Genomic DNA, 18145 nt, shown 5'->3' on the forward strand with positions numbered 1-18145 from the left:
GCGTGGCAGCGGGCAGGTCTCCTCCGCGCAAACGCGAACGGCCACCCGAAGGTGGCCGTCCGTGTACGACGACAGGTGCGTGCAGGCTTACAGCGCCTGCAGCTCCTCGTTGGCGTTGCGCTTTTCCTTGGCCGGGGCCGGAGCCGGGGCCGGGGCCGGAACCGCTGCCGGTGCCGGCGCTGCGGCATTGGCATCCACCGGCACCTCCAGGTACGGCAGGTGCAGGGTCTGGCTGGTCAGCGTGCGGATCTCGTTGGTCAGCGCGGCGCTGTCGTTGAGCTTGCGCCCGTACGACGGCACGATCTCGCGCAGGCGCGCTTCCCAACCGGCCTTCATCTGCTCCGGGAAGGCCTTGGCCATCAGGTCCAGCATGATCGGCGGCGAGGTCGAGGCACCCGGCGAGGCACCGAGCAGGGCGGCGAGGGTGTGGTCCTTGTCGGTCACGATCTCGGTACCGAACTGCAGCACCGGGCCCTTCAGCGGGTCGCGCTTGATGATCTGCACGCGCTGGCCGGCGGTGACCAGCTTCCAGTCGCCCGGCTTGGCATTGGGGAAGTACTTGACCAGCTCGGCCTGGCGGTCGGCATCGTTCAACCGCGCCTGGCCCATCAGGTACTGCACCAGGTCCAGGTTGTCCTTGCCCACTTCCAGCATCGGGCCGACGTTGTTGTGGGTGACCGAGGAGTACAGGTCCCACCACGAGCCGTGCTTGAGGAACTTGGTGCTGTACAGCGCGAACGGCCCGAACAGCACCACCGGCTTGCCGTCCAGCTTGCGCGCATCCAGGTGCGGCACCGACATCGGCGGCGAACCGGTCTCGGCCATGCCGTAGGCCTTCACGCCATGGCGCGAGGTCACGTCCTGGCCCTGGAAGGCGAGGAACTGGCCGCCGACCGGGAAGCCGGCGTAGTCCTTCGATTCCGGGATGCCCGACATCTGCAGCAGCTTCAGCGCGGCGCCACCGGCACCGATGAACACGAAGCGGGCGTGGGTGGTGGTCTCGGTGCCGGCCTTGAGGTCCTTCACCGTCACGTTCCAGCTCTTGTCGGCGTTCTGCCGCAGCGCGCTCACTTCGTGGTTCAGGTGCAGGCTGAAGTTCGGGCTGCGCTGCAGGCCGGTGGTCAGCTGGCGGGTGATCACACCGAAGTTGACGTCGGTGCCGAGCGGCATCCAGGTCGCGGCCACCTTCTGCTTCGGATCACGGCCTTCCATCAGCAGCGGTGCCCACTGCTGGATCTGCTTGGGATCTTCGGAGTACTGCATGCCGTAGAACAGCGGGTTCTTCACCAGAGCCTGCTGGCGCTTGTGCAGGTAGGCGATGTTGTCATCGCCCCAGACGAAGCTCATGTGCGGGGTCGGGTTGATGAAGTCGCTGGGCTGGCTCAGCCGGCCTTCCTTGACCTGGTGCGACCAGAACTGACGCGAGACCTCGAACGATTCGGCGATGCCGACCGCGCGCTTGGTCTCGATGCTGCCGTCGGGCAGTTCCGGGGTGTAGTTCAGTTCGGCGAACGCCGAATGGCCTGTGCCGGCGTTGTTCCAGCCATCGGAGCTTTCACCGGCAACGCCGTCGAGGCGTTCGTAGACCTGGATGTTCCAGTCCGGCTGCAGTTCCTGCAGGTAGGTGGCCAGGGTGATGCTCATGATGCCGGCGCCGACCAGCACAACGTCGACGGGCTTGTCGTTGCTGGCGGCGGGCACCGAACGCTGGGTCAGCGGCCAGTACAGGAACAGCGCGGCGGCCAGCAACAGCAGCACGAGCAGGGCGAGCAGGGCCTTGCCAAATTTCTTCATGGGGGCGGGATCGTTGGCGGAGGGGAGGAGTTCAGGATGCGCATGGAGCAGGGAAAGGGCGTGAAGAAACAACGCCTTGCAGCATCCATCGGCGATTCTAACCGGAACCGGTCCTTTTTTGATGCAACGCAGCATCCGACGTTTCGCGGCACCGTCACGCCCAACGCGGGGCCACGCCCGGCTCAGATCAGTTCGAGGATCTCGTCACCGGCCTCATCGATCTCGCCGGTCGGACGCCAGCCCAGGCGGCGGTAGAAGCCATGGGAGCGCGAACGAGGATCGGCCGAGCAGGCCAGGAACAGGCGTTGGTGGCCGGCATCGCGGGTCAGGCTGACCACTTCCTGCAGCAGCTGGCGCCCGATGCCACGGCCCTCGTAGTCCGGCAGCAGGGCCAACACCAGCACCTCGCCGCTGTCGCGGTCGGCGAAGCAGTAGCCCAGCATGCGCTCGCCTTCCCAGGCAACGCGGCCGATCGAATCGCCGTGGGCGATGCCGGCTGCCCAGCTTTCCGGAGTGATGCCCAGCTCTGTCAGCTGCGCGGCAGTGAAGGCGTTCTCGCGGGTACGCCCGCGCAGGTCGATGCACTGGGCGGCATCGTCGGGGCGTGCATCGCGCACGGAAATGGGCATGCGAGGCTTCCTTGCAACAGGCGGCCCGCCAGTATCCGCATCGCGCATGGACCCGGTGTGGAGGACGCGTGGAGATTGCATGGAGCGCCAGAAAAAGGGGACGGAGGGAATTAAGTCGTTTCTGCCTTGTAAGTCGTTCTCGCCTTAAACGACTTAATTCCCTCCGTCCCCTTTTTGCAGCTCACGATCAGCGCTTGCGCCGGATCAGCGCCGAGGAGGCGTCCAGCACGGCGCGGGTCAGCAATGCCATGGTCTGCACGTCACCTTTCCAGTGCTGCCAGTACAGCGGCACGTCTTCCCACGCGCGCTGCCGCACGTAGACCAGGCGGCCGGCGTCCAGATGGCGCTTGACCAGCGGCAGGGGGTTCATGGTCCAGCCCATGCCGCCCAGGTTGGCCTGCACGAAGGCGCGGGTGGAGGGAATCCACCAGGTCGGCGCCGTGCTGGGCAGATCGTCGCCGGCCATGCGCCGGGCAAAGCGCGACTGCATGTCATCCTTGCGGTTGAACACCAGCACCGGTGCCTGCGCCAGCGCCTGCGCGGTCACGCCCTTGGCGAAGTGGCGCTCGCGGAACTCCGGGGTGCAGGTCGCGGCGTAGCGGATGCTGCCCAGTGCGTGGATCTGGCAGCCCTGCACCGGCTCGTCCAGGGTGGTCACCGCGCCCAGCACGGTGCCCTGGCGCAGCAGTTCCACGGTGTGGTCCTGGTCTTCCACGCGCAGGTCCAGGGTGGTGCCGGTGCTCTGCGCGAACTGCGAGGCAGCCTGCGGGAACCAGGTTTCCAGGCTGTCATGGTTCACCGCCACCGGGATGCTGGCCTGGGGCAGGTCCTCGTCGGCCAGGCCCATCCGGTGCAGCGCGTCGTGTTCGAGCAGGGCGGTCTGCTCGGCCAGCTGCACCAGCACCTGGCCCTCGGTGGTGGCGGTGGCCGGGGTGCCGCGCTTGACCAGCAGGCGGCCAACCCGGTCCTCCAGCGCCTTGACCCGCTGCGAGATGGCCGAAGGGGTGACATTCAGCGACTGCGCGGCGCGGTCGAAGCTGCCTTCGCGGATCACCGCGGCCAGGGCGCGAAGCTGGGCATGGTCGATACGCATCGAATTAAGTTCCGCTAATGTTGGTTTAGGAAGTTTAGCTCGTCTTTTTCATGTTGCGGCGCGACAATGGCGCCCGTTCCGGTGCTGTCCGCCTTCGCGAGGCACCGTCCCCCCAAGCAACACAAGGCAGTCCATCCCATGTTCTCGGTCATCTCCGCCAGCACCGGCCTCGGTGCCTGGTTCTCTGGTGCAGCCACCGGCATCGGCCTGTTCGCCGTGGTCGGGGCCCAGAGCGCCTTCATTCTGCGCCAGGGCATCCTGCGCAAGCACATCGTGCCGGTGGTCGCCACCTGCGCGGCCATCGATGCCATCTTCATCTTCGCCAGCGTGGCCGGCCTGCGCACGCTCACCTCGGCGCTGCCGTGGCTGACCACCGCCGTGCTGTGGACCGGCGTGGCGTTCCTGGCCTGGTATGCGATGAAGTCGGCGCGCCGTGCGATCGCCGGAGGCGGCGGCATGGGCGAGGCTGACAGCGATGACGGCAGCCGCCGTGCCGTACTGATGGCCGCGGTCGGCTTCTCGCTGATCAATCCGCACTTCTGGCTGGACATGATGGTGATCGGCTCGATTGCCGAGAACTTCGGCAATGCCCGCATGGCCTTCGCCGCCGGCGTGGTCACCGCCAGCTGCCTGTGGCTGACCGCGCAGGGCCTGGGCGCACGCCTCTTGGCGCCGCTGTTCACCAAGCCCGGTACCTGGCGCGTGCTGGACGGCACCATCGCCGTGATCCTCAGCATCCTGGCCCTCATGTTGGCGGTACGCGGGGTCCATTGACCCGGCGCACGCCCCCCGAACCCACGTCCTGACTCTCTCTCCAAGGTAGTGGTAACGACGGCACCGGCAACGGTGCCGTCGTTTTTTTTGCCCCTGTGGCATCCGCCGCATGTACGTGCCTAGAATCGCGCATCCGGACAGGCTGTCCGGTTTTCCATGGGGGAAGGATGCGCAGGATTGTGCTGGCTGTGGTGCTGGGGGCCGTATCGGGCGGGACAGCGGCGGCGACGGCGACGCTGGATCTGGATCGTTTCCTGCGGCAGGAATCGTTCACCGACATCAAGATTTCGCCGGGCGGAGAGTACGTTGCCGCCACGGTACCGCTGGAAGCCGGGACGGCACTGGCAATCTATCGCATTGCCGACATGAAGATGGTCGGCAGCTTCCGTCCGCCACGCAATGACCACGCCCACACTTTCGACTGGGTCAGCAACGAACGGCTGCTGGTGGGCATGGCGCAGAAACTCGGGCTGCTGGACCGGCCCACGCCGACCGGCGAGCTGTTCGGCATCAATGCCAACGGCAAGGGCGGCGAGCTGCTGGTGGGGTACCGGGTTGCCGATCAGAGCCTGGGTACCAACATCAAGGTCAAGCCGGCGGGCATGGTTGCTGCGTTCCTCAGCGACGAACTGAAGGACGACGACCGCAACGTGCTGGTCACCGTGGTTCCCTTCGTCGGCAACTCGCATGCACAGATCGAGCGCATGGACGTGATGACCGGTCGCCGCAACGCGGTGGCGCGGGCGCCGGTTGCCGATGCGGACTTCACCACCGATGAGCAGGGCGAGGTGCGATTCGCGCGCGCTGCCGTCACTGATGGAACGCAGAAGCTCTACTACCGGGCGGGCAGCAACAGCGAGTGGATCCTGCTCAACGACGAGGCCCTGAGCAAGCGCATCGAAGTCCCCCTCGGTTTCTCGGCCGACGGTCGCCTGGCCTATCTGCAGGTCGAGCAGGCCGAAGGGCCCGACGCGATTGTCAGCTGGGACCCGCAGAGCAATGAGCGACGCACCGTGCTGCGTGATGAAACCGCCGATCCGGCACGCATCATCCGTCGCCCCGGCAGCCGCGTGCCGGTGGGGGCGCTGTTCCTTGGCGGCGCGCCGCGAACGGCGTTCTTCGATGACGCCTCGGACGAAGCGCGCCTCTACCGCAGCCTTGAAGCGGGCCTGGGAGGGCCGGTCTACATCACCTCCAGCACGCGCGATGGCAGGACCGTGCTGGTGGAGAGCTGGTCAGGCCGCAATCCGGGTGACTTCTATCTGTATGACACGGTGGGCAAGAGCGCCCGCCACCTGATCAGCCGCAGCGACTGGGTCGACCCGGCGCTGACCGCCGAGGTCCGCCCGATCAGCGTCAAGGCGCGCGATGGCCGCCCGCTGCATGGCTTCCTGACGGTCCCGCACGGGCGCGAGGCGCGTGCACTGCCGATGGTGGTACTGCCGCATGGTGGGCCGATCGGTGTTACCGACCATGGCGCCTACGAGGCCGAGACCCAGATGCTGGCAGCGGCCGGATACGCGGTGCTGCAGGTCAATTTCCGGGGTTCTTCCGGCTATGGCCGGGCGCACATGCAGGCAGCGCGCAAGCAATGGGGGCTGTCGATGCAGGATGACGTCACCGATGCCACGCGCTGGGCCATCGAACAGGGCGTGGCGGACAAGGACCGCATCTGCATCTACGGCGCCAGCTACGGCGCCTATGCGGCGATGATGGGCGCGGTGCGCGAGCCGGGTCTCTACCAGTGTGCAGCCGGTTATGTCGGCATCTACGACTTGCCGCTGATGTATGCCCGGGGCGATATCCAGAGCGATGAGTCAGGCCTGGCGTACCTGCGCAACTGGCTGGGATCGCCCAATGAGCTGGCAGAGCGCTCGCCGGTGAACCTGGCAGCGCAGGTGCGGGTGCCGGTATTCCTGGCCGCAGGGGGCCAGGACCAGCGCGCACCGATCGTGCACAGCGAGCGCATGGAGGCGGCGCTGAAGAAGGCCGGCTCGCCGGTGGAGAGCCTGTACGTCAAGAACGAAGGGCATGGCTTCTACAACCTGGCCAACCAGCGCACCTACTACAGCCGGCTGCTGGCCTTCCTGTCGCGCAGCCTGGGTGGGGCCACCGCCGGCGAAGCAGCACCGGCCGGCAGCGGCAAGGCGCCGTAACTGCATCGGCGCGCGCGGGACGTGCGCTTCGGCATGCCGGGCAGCCAGGCTGCCCGGTCAGAAGGGGGACACCATGAAGCATGCATTGCTGCTCGCCGTCCTGCTGTCGCTGTGCGCTGCCAGCCACGCGCGCGCAGCCGACATCGCACTGGACGATTACGTGCGGCGCGCCGAGTTCAACGACATCCAGCTGTCGCCCACCGGCGAGTACCTGGCCATGACCCTGCCGCTGGAAGGGGCTACGGCCGTGGCCGTGCTGCGCACCCGCACCATGGAACTGGTCGGCAATTTCCGGCCGCCGCGCAACAACCACGCCAACAGCGTCGATTGGGTGAGCGACCGTCGCCTGCTGATCGGGCTGGCCGAGAAGTGGGGCGCGCTGGATGCGCCGCGCTCCACCGGCGAGCTCTATGCGATGGATGTCGATGGCAAGCGGGGGGATCTTCTGGTCGGCTACCGCGCGCGACCGGATGAGCCGGGCCTGGTCAGCGGCCGCGTGGTCGAGCCTGTGGCCGCGTTCCTGGCCGATCCGCTGTCTGGTGACGAGCGCAACGTGCTGATCTCGCTGTGGCCGTTCGCCAACGACACCAGCGCACGGCTTGAGCGGATGGACGTCATCACCGGCCGCCGCGTGCTGGTCTCGCGGTCGCCGGTGCAGCGGGCAACATTCACCACCGACAACGCCGGCGTGCTGCGCTTTGCCCGCGGCGCCGCCGCGGACAACATCAACAAGCTCTACTACCGGCAGGACGATGGACGCTGGACCCTGCTCAACGACGAGGGCAGCAGCCACCGCATCGAACGCGCGATAGGTTTTTCCGCCGACAACCAGCTGGCCTACCTGATTGTCGAACAGGCCACCGGCCCGGATGCGGTGGTCAGCTGGAATCCACAGACCGACGAGCGGCGAACCCTGCTGCGCGACGCGGTGGTCGACCCGGGCTCCATCATCTACCAGCCGGGCAGCCGTGTGCCGGTCGGCGTGCAGTTCGTGGGGGCGACCGCGCGCAGCGCGTTCTTCGACGAGCAGTCGCCCACCGCGCGGATCCAGCGCATGCTGGAAAAGGCTTTCCCCGGCCAGCGGGTCAGCCTGCTGTCGGCCACCCGTGACAACGCGCGCATCCTGGTCAAGGTCAGTTCGGGCGGCAATCCCGGCGACTGGTTCATGTTCAATACCGCCACCCGCGACGCGGCGTTCCTGACCGCGCGCCAGCGCTGGTTCGACCGCGACGGAGCCGCCAGCGTGCGTCCGATCGCCCTGGCTGCGCGCGACGGCCTGCCGTTGCACGGCTTCCTGACCGTACCCAAGGGCAGTGACGGCCGCCGCCTGCCGATGGTCGTGATGCCGCACGGCGGGCCCATCGGCGAATTCGATGATGGTGGCTTCGAGCGTGACAACCAGCTGCTGGCCGCAGCCGGCTATGCGGTGCTGCAGGTCAATTTCCGCGGGTCCGGCAACTATGGTCGCGCCCACACCCAGGCTGCGGCCAAGCAATGGGGCCAGGCCATGCAGGATGACGTGACCGACGCCACCCGCTGGGCCATTGCCGAAGGCATCGCCGACCCGCAGCGCATCTGCATCTATGGCGCCAGCTACGGCGCGTACTCGGCCATGATGGGCGCCGTGCGTGAGCCGGCGTTGTACCGGTGCGCCGCGGGCTATGTGGGCGTGTACGACCTGCCGCTGATGTTCAAGCGCGGTGATATCCAGGACCGCGCTTCGGGCGTGACCTATCTGAATGAATGGCTCGGCGATCCCGCGGCACTGGCAGTGGTCTCGCCGGTGAACCTGGCGGCCCGGATCACGGTGCCGGTGTTGCTGGCGGCCGGGCGCGAAGACGCGCGTGCGCCGGTGCAGCACACACAGCGGATGGAAGCGGCCCTGAAGCAGGCCGGGGTGCCGGTGGAGGCGGTGTATTACGCGCGCGAAGGGCATGGCTTCTACGGCGAAGCCAGCCAGCGCGACTACTACACGCGCCTGCTGGCGTTCCTGTCGAAGCACCTGGGCGGGGCGAACGCCCAGGTTGCAGCATCAGTGGAAAAGGCCAAGGCGCCCTGAGCGGGCGCCGCTGCACGGGGCCTTACTTCACCCCGTGCATCATCCGCCTCAACAGCGGCGCAGCGATGAAGGCGGCCAACGCGCAACCCAGGCCGATCCACATCAGCAGCCAGAACAGATGCGCATAGGCACCGGCGGCAGCCACCATGTCGAGTGATTCGCCTTCCGGCACATCGATGGCGGCGAGCTTGCCGAACAGTGCGGCCAGCGTTTCCGAGAATGCAGTGGCCAGGAACCAGGTGCCCATCATCAGGCTCATCACCCGTGGCACGGCCAGCTGGGTCACGGCGGAAAGGCCGACCGGCGACAGGCACATCTCGCCGCTGGCCAGCAGGAAGTAGGCCAGCACCAGCCACCAGACACTGGCCATCTCGCCGGTGGCACCGACCTGCTGCGCGGCCAGCGCCAGCGGCACGAATGACAGCGCACCGATCACCAGGCCCCATGCCGACTTCACCGGCTTGCCGGGCTCCCAGCCGCGGCGGTCCATCCACGTCCACAGCGCGGCGAAGGCCGGTGCCAGCAGTACCAGGAACAGGCCGCCGAGATAGGTCAGCGAACCGGCGGTCTGCGGAATCACCAGGCAGTCGCGCACCAGCAGCACCAGCATCAGCACGACGATGGCGGCGAAGAAGGTGCGTGGTGCCGACGAGCCCGGACGACGCTCGGACAATCGCGCGCTGACCACGAAGCCCAGCGGTGCCAGCAGCAGCGAGATGATCGACCACGGCAGCGGCGTACCGCCGGTGATCACCAGCGACGGCACGATGTCCTTGGTCAGCAGGCGGTCGGTGAAGGTCACCCACGAGCCATACGACTGCTCGTACATCGTGAAGAACACCAGCGCCATGAAGATCAGCACCATCAGCGCGATCATCTGCTGGCGCTGTACCGGCGTGCACTTCGTGCCGGTGAACCACGCGAACCAGACCAGCACGCCGCCCAGCACCACCAGCATCAGCATCAGCGCCAGGCTGATTTCACCGCCCAGCGCGAAGGCGCCGTTGCCGGCGGCCCACATCAGCCACGCCACCGGCAGCACACCGAGCACCGCGCACAGATAGATGAGCCATTCGCGGGGCAGGCCCAGCACCTTCTGCTTCAGCGCGGCCGGTTGCGGAGGTTCTGCATGGCCCTGCAGGTATTTCTGGCCCCACAGGAACATCGCCAGGCCAGCCAGCATGCCGATGCCGGCCGCGCCGAAGCCGTACTTCCAGCCGTAGGCTTCGCCGAGGAAACCGCACACCAGCGAAGAGAACAGCGCGCCCAGGTTGATGCCGGCGTAGAACAGCGAGAAACCCGAATCGCGGCGTGGATCGTCCTTGGCGTACAGCTTGCCGACGATGGTGGAGATGTTCGGCTTCAGGAAACCCACGCCCATGATGATCAGCGCCAGCGACAGGTAGGTCACCGCCAGCGCCGAGGTGTCGCGCACCACTTCGCCGTTCACCCGGTACGCGGCGTGGCCCTCGAAGGCCATGCCCAGATGGCCGAGCACCAGCAGGATGCCGCCGAACAGCACCGCCCGGCGCATGCCCAGCCAGCGGTCGGCCAGCATGCCGCCGAACACCGGGATGCAGTACACCAGCCCGCCGTAGGCGCCGAGCAGGTCCAGCCCGGCCTTGTCGCCGAACAGGTGGTACTTGGTGAGGTAGAGCAGCAGCAGCGCCTTCATGCCGTAGAAGGAGAAGCGCTCCCACATCTCGGTGAAGAAGCAGACGTAGACGCCCTTGGGATGGCCCAGGAAGTCGTCGGAGGTGGTAGCGGCAACGGTCATCGACGGCGGGAACAGCGGAAAGGGCGCGATTATAGGCCTGCAGCCGCGCCCGCGCCCGGTAGCGCCCCGCCAGCCTTCAGCAGATCCACGCAATGCGTGGATGGACGCCCGATTGACAGCCTACAGGTAGCGCAGCCAAGCCAGGTCGCGACGGCGGGCCTTGAACCGGCCGAACAGCAGCGTCGGTGGGTACATCGCCACCGCCAGCGCGCAGGCCACCAGCAGCAGGCCGGCCACCGAATCCAGCGCGTACAGGCTGCCGTGGGTGGGGCCCCACGTGACCAGCGCAGCCACGTACAGCAGCTTCAGCACATACAGGTGCAGGAGGTAGAAGAACATCGGCGCCGCTCCGATGTCGGCCAGCGGGCGCAGGGCGCGGGCCACCGGCGGCCATTCGTACAGGCGCAGCAGCAACAGGCCCACGCCCAGGGTCAGCAGCAGGAACTGCAGCGAAGGCGGGTACTTGGTCACGTTGAACGCGCTCATCCAGGTGCGCAGGGTGCTGTCCTGGTGCTGCCACGGCGCTTCGCCGTAGCCGTTGGCCAGGCGCAGCAGGGCGAAGGCTGACAGAGCGGCCAGCCCGGCCCACAGCAGCCAGCGCTGGCGCTGCGTCGGATCGCGATCGCGCGCGAACCACGGCCCCATCAGGTAGCCCAGCACGATCACCCCGATCCACGGCAGTAGCGGGTAGGACGTGCGCAGGCGCAACACGCCGGTCTCGATCCAGTCGCGCTGGTGCAGCACCTTCCATAGCACGCCCAGCACGCCGTCGCCTTCCACGCGCACGCCATCGAACAGGTTATGGCCGGCCACCAGCAGCACGCCCAGCACCAGCAGCGCCGGGCGCGGCAGCCACAGCAGGCCGGCCAGCGCGATCATGCTCAGGCCAATGGCCCAGATCACCTGCAGGTACAGCGTGTCCGGCGGGAACTGGAAGGTCCAGGCGAAGTTGACCAGGGTCAGTTCCAGCACCACCAGGAACAGGCCGCGCTTGAGCAGGAATGCGGCGATCGCGCGGCGCGGGTCGCCCTGGCGCTGGCCATACAGCCACGCCGACAGGCCGGTGAGCAGCACGAACACCGGGGCGCACAGATGGGCCAGCAGGCGGCAAGCGAACAGGGCAGGGGATACGCTGGCCGCATCCATCGGGTCGCCGACCTGGTGCTGCAGGAAAAAGGTCTCGCGCACGTGGTCGAGCAGCATCAGCAGCATGACGGTGCCGCGCAGCTGGTCGATGGAGGCCAGCCGAGGGGAGGAAGGAGAAGCCACGTACGATGTTCGTTCGGCGTGACAGGATATAACATAACAATTGCATGTTTCCAGCGGGCGCTGAGAGATGCCGACGAGCGCGTCCATCAGCTCAGGGCAGGCAGACCGCAGGACTCCAGCCCAGAGCGTCGTCGTAGCGGACCTGGATCGCCCGCAGGCTGCCATCGGCGTCCGCTTTCACGCAGAATCGGGCGCTATGGAACCGGGTGGCGCCCGTTCTGGTGGCCGACATCGTGACGTCGTACAGGCGTCCAGGCTCCAGCGGCATTGCGGTTTGTATTGCAACGGCATTGGCTGGCACTTCTCCATAGAGGACGCAAGCGCCGGGTGGAAGCGGGAGTGACGCGGGATAGGAAAAGTCGAAAGACCATAGCCGCCGCAGCGGTGGAGTGATCGCGTCATACACCTCCACACCAAACACCTGAGGAGTCTCACCGATACGCTTGCGCTCTTTCCTGGGAAGCCCGAAACAGGGTCTGCCGGCGTGGTCAGTGACCTCGATCGCGCCAACGCGACTCCAGGCAGATGCGTGATCACAAAGGGGCATCGAGCAGAGCAAGGTCACGATGGCCATGACCGGCCCCTTGATCGGGCGCATACGAAGTGTGCTTTTCATAGGTCGGCTCGGCGACAGCATTTGGATCGTGAACACGATGCATGGGGAGTCGAGACACTTCAAACGATGTTGGCTGGAATGCTGCAGCGGTGGCTGGCCTGGCCGATGTGGGGCAGGGGGGCGCGCGGTATCCGGTACCCGGCAGCCCATTGGGATGTGCCTGATGGGCTTGATGCGTTGGCCGAGTTTGGTCAAAAGCGACTATCCCACCGGCGACCCGGCTGCAACCCTCCCGAACCGCACTGGACGTGACGCCCCCTGAACGCTAGCGTGACCAGGATTTTTTGCCAGCAGGGGCTTCCATGAACCACGACGCTGCGCCCAAGCAGCTCACCTTCCGCGCAGTGGCCCTGGCCATCGTGCTGGCGGTGGTGCTGTCGGCCGCAAACGCCTACCTCGGTCTGTTCGCAGGCCTGACCATCGCCACCGCCATTCCCGCCGCGGTGATTTCCATGGGCGTGCTGCGCCTGCTGGGCGGTGGCTCCATCCTCGAGAACAACATCGTGCAGACCGGTGCTTCGGCCGGTTCGTCAATCGCCGCCGGTGTGATCTTCACCATCCCCGCGCTGGTGATCATGGGCTACTGGCCCGACTTCAAGTACTGGTGGGTGCTGGGCATCGCCGGTCTGGGCGGCCTGCTGGGCGTGCTGTTCTCGGTGCCGCTGCGCCGTTCGATGATCGTCGAAGACCCGCTGCCGTTCCCGGAAGGCAAGGCCGCCGCCGAAGTGCTCAAGGCCGGTGAAAACCCCGGCCCGGGCCTGAAGATCCTCGCCCTGTCGGCGGTGATCGGCGCCTTCGTCAAGCTGGCCGCGAAAAGCGGCATGAACCTGATTCCGGATGCCTGGGCCACCTCGGCCTATGTCGGCAGCTCCAAGGTCACCGCCTTCATCGGCACCAACCTGTCGCCGGCGCTGCTCGGCGTGGGCTACATCGTCGGCCTCAACGTCGGCATCGTGGTGGTGTCCGGCTCGATCCTGACCTGGCACATCGCCATTCCGGTGTACCAGGCGTTCTTCATGAATACCGATCCGGGCCTGGCCGCGTCGATCGCCACGGCCTCGGCCACCGACGCCGCAGGAGCCATCTGGAACGTGAAAATGCGCTACCTGGGCGTCGGCGCGATGCTGATCGGTGGCATCTGGACCCTGATCTCGCTGCGCAAGTCGCTGCTGAACGGCGTCAAGAGCGGCTTCGCGGCTGCGCGCAAGAGCGGTGGCCCGGTGCTGGCGCACACCGAGCGCGACCTGCCGATGAAGTGGATGCTGGTGGCACTGGTGGTCTTCGTGCTGCCGCTGCTGGCCCTGTACCAGGCCATCGTCGGCCAGTGGCACGTGTCGATCCCGATGACCCTCATCATGATCGCCGCCGGCTTCCTGTTCGTTTCGGTCTCGGCCTACCTGGCCGGCCTGATCGGCTCGTCGAACAACCCGGTCTCGGGCATCACCATCTCCACCATCCTGTTCGCCTCGGCGGTGCTGGTGCTGCTGCTGGGCAAGGATGGCCTGCAGCCGGTGGGTGCCTTCGGTGCGCCGCTGGGTGCGGTGGCCGCGATCATGATCGGTGCGGTGGTGTGCTGCGCTGCGGCGGTTGGCGGTGACAACCTGCAGGACCTCAAGGCCGGTTACATCGTCGGTGCCACCCCGTGGAAGCAGCAGCTGATGCTGGGCATCGGTGCGTTCTCGTGCGCGCTGATCATGGCCCCGGTGCTGAACCTGCTGGCCACCGCCTACGGCATCGGCGTGAAGTCCGAGCTGCACCCGAACGCGCTGGCCGCGCCGCAGGCCAACCTGATGGCCTCGGTGGCCAAGGGCCTGTTCGGTGGCGAGCTGCCGTGGACCTTCATCGGCATCGGTGCCCTGATCGGCGCTGCCATCATTGCCTTCGACAGCTGGCTGAAGTCGCGCAACGCACGTTTCCGCGTGCCGGTGCTGGCCGCCGCCATCGGTATCTACCTGCCGCTGGAGCTGATGGTGCCGATCTTCCTCGGTGGCCTGATCGCCTACCTGGTCGAGCGCTTCCACAAGGTGCGCGCCGATGACGAAGAAGGCCGCGACCGCGTGCACAAGCCGGGCGTGCTGTTCGCCGCTGGCCTGATCACCGGCGAAGCGCTGATGGGCATCGCCATCGCCGTGCCGATCGTGGTCAGCAGCCGCGCCGACGTGCTGGCCGTGCCGTTCCACCTGCCGGGCGCACAGTGGATCGGCCTGGCCGTGCTGTTCCTGGTCGGCTGGCTGATCTACCGCACCGGCAAGCGCGCCGTGGCGTAAGGGGTGGGTCGGATCCCTTCCGGCAGGGAAGGGCTCTGGCCCCAGGTTTGATGGGTAGTGCCGGCCGCTGGCCGGCAACCCCGGAACCCATGAAGGCCCATGAGTGCCGGCCAGCGGCCGGCACTACCGCAAACCCAGCTTCGGCGCGGGTTTGCCCGTTCTGGCGGCTGCTCGATCACAGCCATGACCGATGGCCTTGGCAGCCCCGGCCGCACGGGCCTAACATCGGTTTTTTGCCGTCCCTGCGGAGACCCCGATGAAACTGCGTCATGCCCTGCTGCCACTGAGCCTGCTGGCCGCCCTGCCCGGCGTCGCCGCTGCCCGTGGCCTGGAAGTCCGCGACATGGTGGCCATGGACCGCGTCTCCGCGCCGGTACTGACCGCTGACGGCGGCACCGTGGTGTTCGCCAAGCGCAGCGTGGATGCCAACCTGAAGGCCTCTACCGCGCTGTTCGCACGCAACCTGCTCACCCGTGATGCGGCACCGCCGAAGCAGATCACCCCGGCTGGCTGGAACGTCAATTCCGCTTCGCTGTCGGCCGATGGCCAGACCGTGTACTTCCTCAGCGGCAAGAACGGTAGCCAGCAGCTGTATGCACAGCCGCTCAGCGGCGGCACGCCGCGCCAGCTGACCGATTTCGCGGTTGACGTGGACAGCTACCACGTGTCGCCGCAGGACGACCGCGTGCTGTTCAGCGCCGGCGTGTTCCAGGCGTGCGCCTCTGACCTGGCGTGCACCGAGAAGAAGCTCAAGGACAACAAGGACGCCAAGGCCAGCGGCAAGGTCTTCGACTCGCTGTTCGTGCGCCACTGGGATACCTGGAATGACGGCCGCCGCAACACCCTGTTCGTGGCGCCGCTACCGGCAGCCAAGGCCGGCCCGGTCAAGGGCGCTTCGGCGCTGAGCGCGACCATCGATGGCGATGCACCGTCCAAGCCGTTCGGCGGCAATGATGACTTCGCGTGGTCGCCGGATGGCGCCAGCGTAGTGGCCAGCATCCGCGTGGCCGGCAAGCAGGAGCCGTGGTCGACCAACTTCGACCTGTACCGTTTCGACGCTGCCGGCAAGCAGGCGCCGGTCAACCTGACCGCCGCCAACCCGGCCTGGGATGCCGGCCCGGTGTTCAGCGCCGACGGCAAGACCCTGTTCTACCGCGCGATGAAGCGCCCGGGCTTCGAGGCCGATCGCTTCGGCCTGATGGCGATGGACCTGGCCAGCGGCAAGACCCGCGAGATCGCCCCGCAGTGGGATCGCTCGGCCGGTGGCATCGCCCTGTCCGCCGATGGCGCCAGCATCTACACCACCGCCGATGACCTCGGCGAGCACCCGCTGTTCCAGATCGACGTGGCCAGCGGCAAGGCCACCAAGCTGATCGGCGACGGCAGCGTGACCGCGGTCGACGTGGCCGGCAACAGCGTGGTGATCACCCGCAACAGCCTGAAGAGCAACGACCAGGTGCTGGTCGGCCTGCTGCCGGCCGCTGGCCAGCCGATCGGCGAGCTGCGCGCGCTGACTCCTGCCGCAGGCGACGTGCTGAAGGACGTGTCCTTCGGCGACTACGAGCAGTTCGAGTTCAAGGGCTGGAACAACGACACCGTGCACGGCTACGTGGTCAAGCCGCACAACTACCAGGAAGGCAAGTCCTACCCGGTCGCGTTCCTGATCCACGGCGGCCCGCAGGGCAGCTTCGGCAACGGCTGGAGCTACCGCTGGAATCCGCAGACCTATGCGGGCCAGGGCTACGCCGTGGTGATGATCGACTTCCACGGCTCCACCGGCTACGGCCAGGCCTTCACCGATGCGATCAGCCAGCACTGGGGCGACCGCCCGCTGGAAGACCTGCAGAAGGGCTGGGACGCGGCGCTGAAGAAGTATTCCTTCCTCAACGGCGACAAGGCCTGTGCGCTGGGCGCCAGCTACGGCGGCTTCATGGTCAACTGGATCGCAGGCAACTGGAACGGCCCGTTCAAGTGCCTGGTCAACCACGACGGCGTGTTCGACCAGCGCATGATGGGTTACGCCACCGAAGAACTGTGGTTCACCGAGTGGGAGCAGGGCGGTACGCCGTACCAGAAGGCGGCGAACTACGAGAAGTTCAACCCGGTCAACCACGTGGCGGACTGGAAGAAGCCGATCCTGGTCATCCACGGCCAGCAGGACTTCCGCATCCCGGTCGAGCAGGGCCTGGCTGCGTTCACTGCGGCACAGCGCCAGGGCATCGAATCGAAGTTCCTGTACTTCCCGGACGAGAACCACTGGGTGCTGAAGCCGAACAACAGCATCCTGTGGCATGACACCGTCAATGCCTGGCTGAAGCAGCACATCGGCGAATAAGCGGTTCCGGCGCCGCCCTTCGGGGCGGCGCTCTGCTTACGGGTAGTGCCGGCCGCTGGCCGGCAACCCCATTCCGCTTCCCACCCCTGCCAGATTGCCGGCCAGCGGCCGGCATTACCCAGAGCGCCTGCATGCCCTCGACCGCCCTGATCCAGAACGACATCGTCGTCTTCGGTTTGATTGCCGCCACCCTCGGCGCCGTGTTCTGGACCGCCTCGCGCGAGCAGGGGCTGTGGAAGCGCTTCTACACCTTCGTGCCGGCACTGCTGCTGTGCTATCTGCTTCCCGGCATCTACAACACCGTCGGCTTGATCGACGGCCAGAACACCAAACTCTACAACCCGGTCGCGCGCGACATCCTGCTGCCGGCGGCGCTGATCCTGCTGACCCTGGCGGTGGACATCAAGGGCATCCTGCGGCTGGGCCCGAAGCTGGTGCTGATGTACCTGGGCGCTTCGGCCAGCATCATGCTTGGCGCGGTGGTGGCCTTCCTGGTGATGCGCGCGATCCATCCCGACACTGTGGCCGGCGATACCTGGGCGGGCATGGCCGCGCTGGCCGGCAGCTGGATCGGTGGCGGCGCCAACATGCTGGCGATGCGCGAAGTGTTCGACGTCAACGCCACCACCTTCGGCCAGTTCGCCGTGGTCGATGTCGGCGTCGGTTACGTGTGGATGGCCGCGTTGATCTTCCTGGCCGGCCGCGCGGCAAAGATCGACGCGCGCAGTGGCGCCGATACCTCGGCCATCGATGAACTGAAGGAGCGCATCGCGCGCTTCCAGGCCGAGCACGAGCGCATTCCCAGCCTCACCGACCTGATGCTGATCGTGGCGGTGGCCTTCGGTGGCGTCGGCCTGGCGCATGCGATCGGTGCGCCCTTGGCCGCATGGTTCAAGGCGAACGTCAGCTGGGCCGCGCAGTTCAGCCTGGATGCGCCGTTCGTGTGGGTGGTGGTGCTGTCGACCACGCTGGGCCTGGGCCTCAGTTTCACCCGTGCGCGCACCCTGGAAGGCGCCGGCGCCTCGCGTCTGGGTTCGTTGCTGCTGTATTTCCTGATCGCCTGCATCGGCATGCAGATGGATCTGCTGGCGCTGCTGGACCGGCCGTGGCTGTTCCTGCTGGGCCTGATCTGGATCGCCGTGCACATCGTGCTGCTGTGGTGCCTGGGCAAGCTGCTGAAGGTGCCGTTCTTCTACTTCGCCATCGGTTCGCAGTCGAACATCGGTGGCCCGGCCTCGGCGCCGGTGGTGGCCGCCGCCTTCCATCCGGCCCTGGCGCCGGTCGGCGTGCTGCTGGGAACGATGGGCTACGCCACCGGCACCTATCTGGCCTACGTCGTCGGCATCACCCTGCGCGCGCTGGCCGGGCAGGGCTGA

12 protein-coding genes are annotated in these 18145 nt (G+C 67.0%); 6 read left to right on the forward strand and 6 right to left on the reverse strand.

Annotated elements, in window-relative coordinates; all coding sequences use genetic code 11:
* Nucleotides 1-87: 87 nt before the first annotated feature.
* From mqo to N440_RS03395, 3 genes are all read right to left on the reverse strand, one after another.
* Nucleotides 88-1794, reverse strand: a complete 1707-nt coding sequence (gene mqo / locus N440_RS03385) for a malate dehydrogenase (quinone) (protein ID WP_133934089.1) — start codon at nucleotides 1792-1794, stop codon at nucleotides 88-90.
* A gap of 182 nt (nucleotides 1795-1976) precedes the next feature.
* Nucleotides 1977-2423 carry a GNAT family N-acetyltransferase gene (locus N440_RS03390; protein WP_133934090.1) on the reverse strand — a complete coding sequence of 149 codons (447 nt, stop codon included), beginning with the start codon at nucleotides 2421-2423 and terminating at the stop codon, nucleotides 1977-1979.
* Between the two features lie 187 nt (nucleotides 2424-2610).
* Nucleotides 2611-3516, reverse strand: coding sequence for a LysR family transcriptional regulator ArgP (locus tag N440_RS03395; RefSeq protein ID WP_049457744.1), 906 nt, complete (start codon nucleotides 3514-3516; stop codon nucleotides 2611-2613).
* A 138-nt stretch (nucleotides 3517-3654) separates the two neighbouring features.
* Here N440_RS03395 and N440_RS03400 point away from each other — a divergent pair, with 138 nt between their 5' ends.
* The 3 genes from N440_RS03400 (at nucleotide 3655) to N440_RS03410 (ending at nucleotide 8505) form a co-directional block, all read left to right on the forward strand.
* A complete protein-coding gene (locus tag N440_RS03400) occupies nucleotides 3655-4290 on the forward strand; it encodes a LysE family transporter (RefSeq protein ID WP_008267441.1) in 636 nt (211 codons plus the stop codon).
* 167 nt (nucleotides 4291-4457) lie between these two features.
* Complete coding sequence (locus tag N440_RS03405) at nucleotides 4458-6446, forward strand: S9 family peptidase (RefSeq protein WP_133934091.1); 1989 nt, start codon at nucleotides 4458-4460, stop codon at nucleotides 6444-6446.
* A gap of 73 nt (nucleotides 6447-6519) precedes the next feature.
* Nucleotides 6520-8505: a prolyl oligopeptidase family serine peptidase gene (locus N440_RS03410; protein ID WP_133934092.1), complete on the forward strand. Its 1986-nt coding sequence runs from the start codon at nucleotides 6520-6522 to the stop codon at nucleotides 8503-8505.
* Nucleotides 8506-8527: 22 nt separating this feature from the next.
* On the opposite strand, the gene N440_RS03415 is transcribed toward N440_RS03410, so the two are convergent.
* From N440_RS03415 to N440_RS03425, 3 genes are all read right to left on the reverse strand, one after another.
* A complete protein-coding gene (locus tag N440_RS03415; protein WP_133934093.1) occupies nucleotides 8528-10282 on the reverse strand; it encodes an oligopeptide:H+ symporter in 1755 nt (584 codons plus the stop codon).
* A gap of 120 nt (nucleotides 10283-10402) precedes the next feature.
* Nucleotides 10403-11551, reverse strand: coding sequence for a heparan-alpha-glucosaminide N-acetyltransferase domain-containing protein (locus tag N440_RS03420; protein WP_279587422.1), 1149 nt, complete (start codon nucleotides 11549-11551; stop codon nucleotides 10403-10405).
* 91 nt (nucleotides 11552-11642) lie between these two features.
* Nucleotides 11643-12149 (reverse strand): hypothetical protein, encoded by a 507-nt coding sequence (locus N440_RS03425; protein WP_243831282.1) that lies wholly within the window; start codon nucleotides 12147-12149, stop codon nucleotides 11643-11645.
* A 320-nt stretch (nucleotides 12150-12469) separates the two neighbouring features.
* Here N440_RS03425 and N440_RS03430 point away from each other — a divergent pair, with 320 nt between their 5' ends.
* The 3 genes from N440_RS03430 (at nucleotide 12470) to N440_RS03440 (ending at nucleotide 18145) form a co-directional block, all read left to right on the forward strand.
* Entirely contained in the window at nucleotides 12470-14434 is a 1965-nt protein-coding gene (locus N440_RS03430; RefSeq protein ID WP_133934095.1) for an oligopeptide transporter, OPT family, read from the forward strand.
* 256 nt (nucleotides 14435-14690) lie between these two features.
* Nucleotides 14691-16769: a S9 family peptidase gene (locus tag N440_RS03435; protein WP_133934096.1), complete on the forward strand. Its 2079-nt coding sequence runs from the start codon at nucleotides 14691-14693 to the stop codon at nucleotides 16767-16769.
* Nucleotides 16770-16900: 131 nt separating this feature from the next.
* Nucleotides 16901-18145: a DUF819 family protein gene (locus N440_RS03440; RefSeq protein WP_133934097.1), complete on the forward strand. Its 1245-nt coding sequence runs from the start codon at nucleotides 16901-16903 to the stop codon at nucleotides 18143-18145.

It is taken from the genome of Stenotrophomonas sp. CC22-02 (genome assembly GCF_004365115.1).
GTDB classification, from domain to species: Bacteria; Pseudomonadota; Gammaproteobacteria; order Xanthomonadales; family Xanthomonadaceae; genus Stenotrophomonas; species Stenotrophomonas forensis.

Coding starts and splice junctions, on each gene's coding strand:
- mqo (WP_133934089.1), bottom strand. CDS start 1,794: ATGAAGAAATTTGGCAAGGCCCTGCTCGCCCTGCTCGTGCTGCTGTTG.
- N440_RS03390 (WP_133934090.1), bottom strand. CDS start 2,423: ATGCCCATTTCCGTGCGCGATGCACGCCCCGACGATGCCGCCCAGTGC.
- N440_RS03395 (WP_049457744.1), bottom strand. CDS start 3,516: ATGCGTATCGACCATGCCCAGCTTCGCGCCCTGGCCGCGGTGATCCGC.
- N440_RS03400 (WP_008267441.1), top strand. CDS start 3,655: ATGTTCTCGGTCATCTCCGCCAGCACCGGCCTCGGTGCCTGGTTCTCT.
- N440_RS03405 (WP_133934091.1), top strand. CDS start 4,458: ATGCGCAGGATTGTGCTGGCTGTGGTGCTGGGGGCCGTATCGGGCGGG.
- N440_RS03410 (WP_133934092.1), top strand. CDS start 6,520: ATGAAGCATGCATTGCTGCTCGCCGTCCTGCTGTCGCTGTGCGCTGCC.
- N440_RS03415 (WP_133934093.1), bottom strand. CDS start 10,282: ATGACCGTTGCCGCTACCACCTCCGACGACTTCCTGGGCCATCCCAAG.
- N440_RS03425 (WP_243831282.1), bottom strand. CDS start 12,149: ATGCGCCCGATCAAGGGGCCGGTCATGGCCATCGTGACCTTGCTCTGC.
- N440_RS03430 (WP_133934095.1), top strand. CDS start 12,470: ATGAACCACGACGCTGCGCCCAAGCAGCTCACCTTCCGCGCAGTGGCC.
- N440_RS03435 (WP_133934096.1), top strand. CDS start 14,691: ATGAAACTGCGTCATGCCCTGCTGCCACTGAGCCTGCTGGCCGCCCTG.
- N440_RS03440 (WP_133934097.1), top strand. CDS start 16,901: ATGCCCTCGACCGCCCTGATCCAGAACGACATCGTCGTCTTCGGTTTG.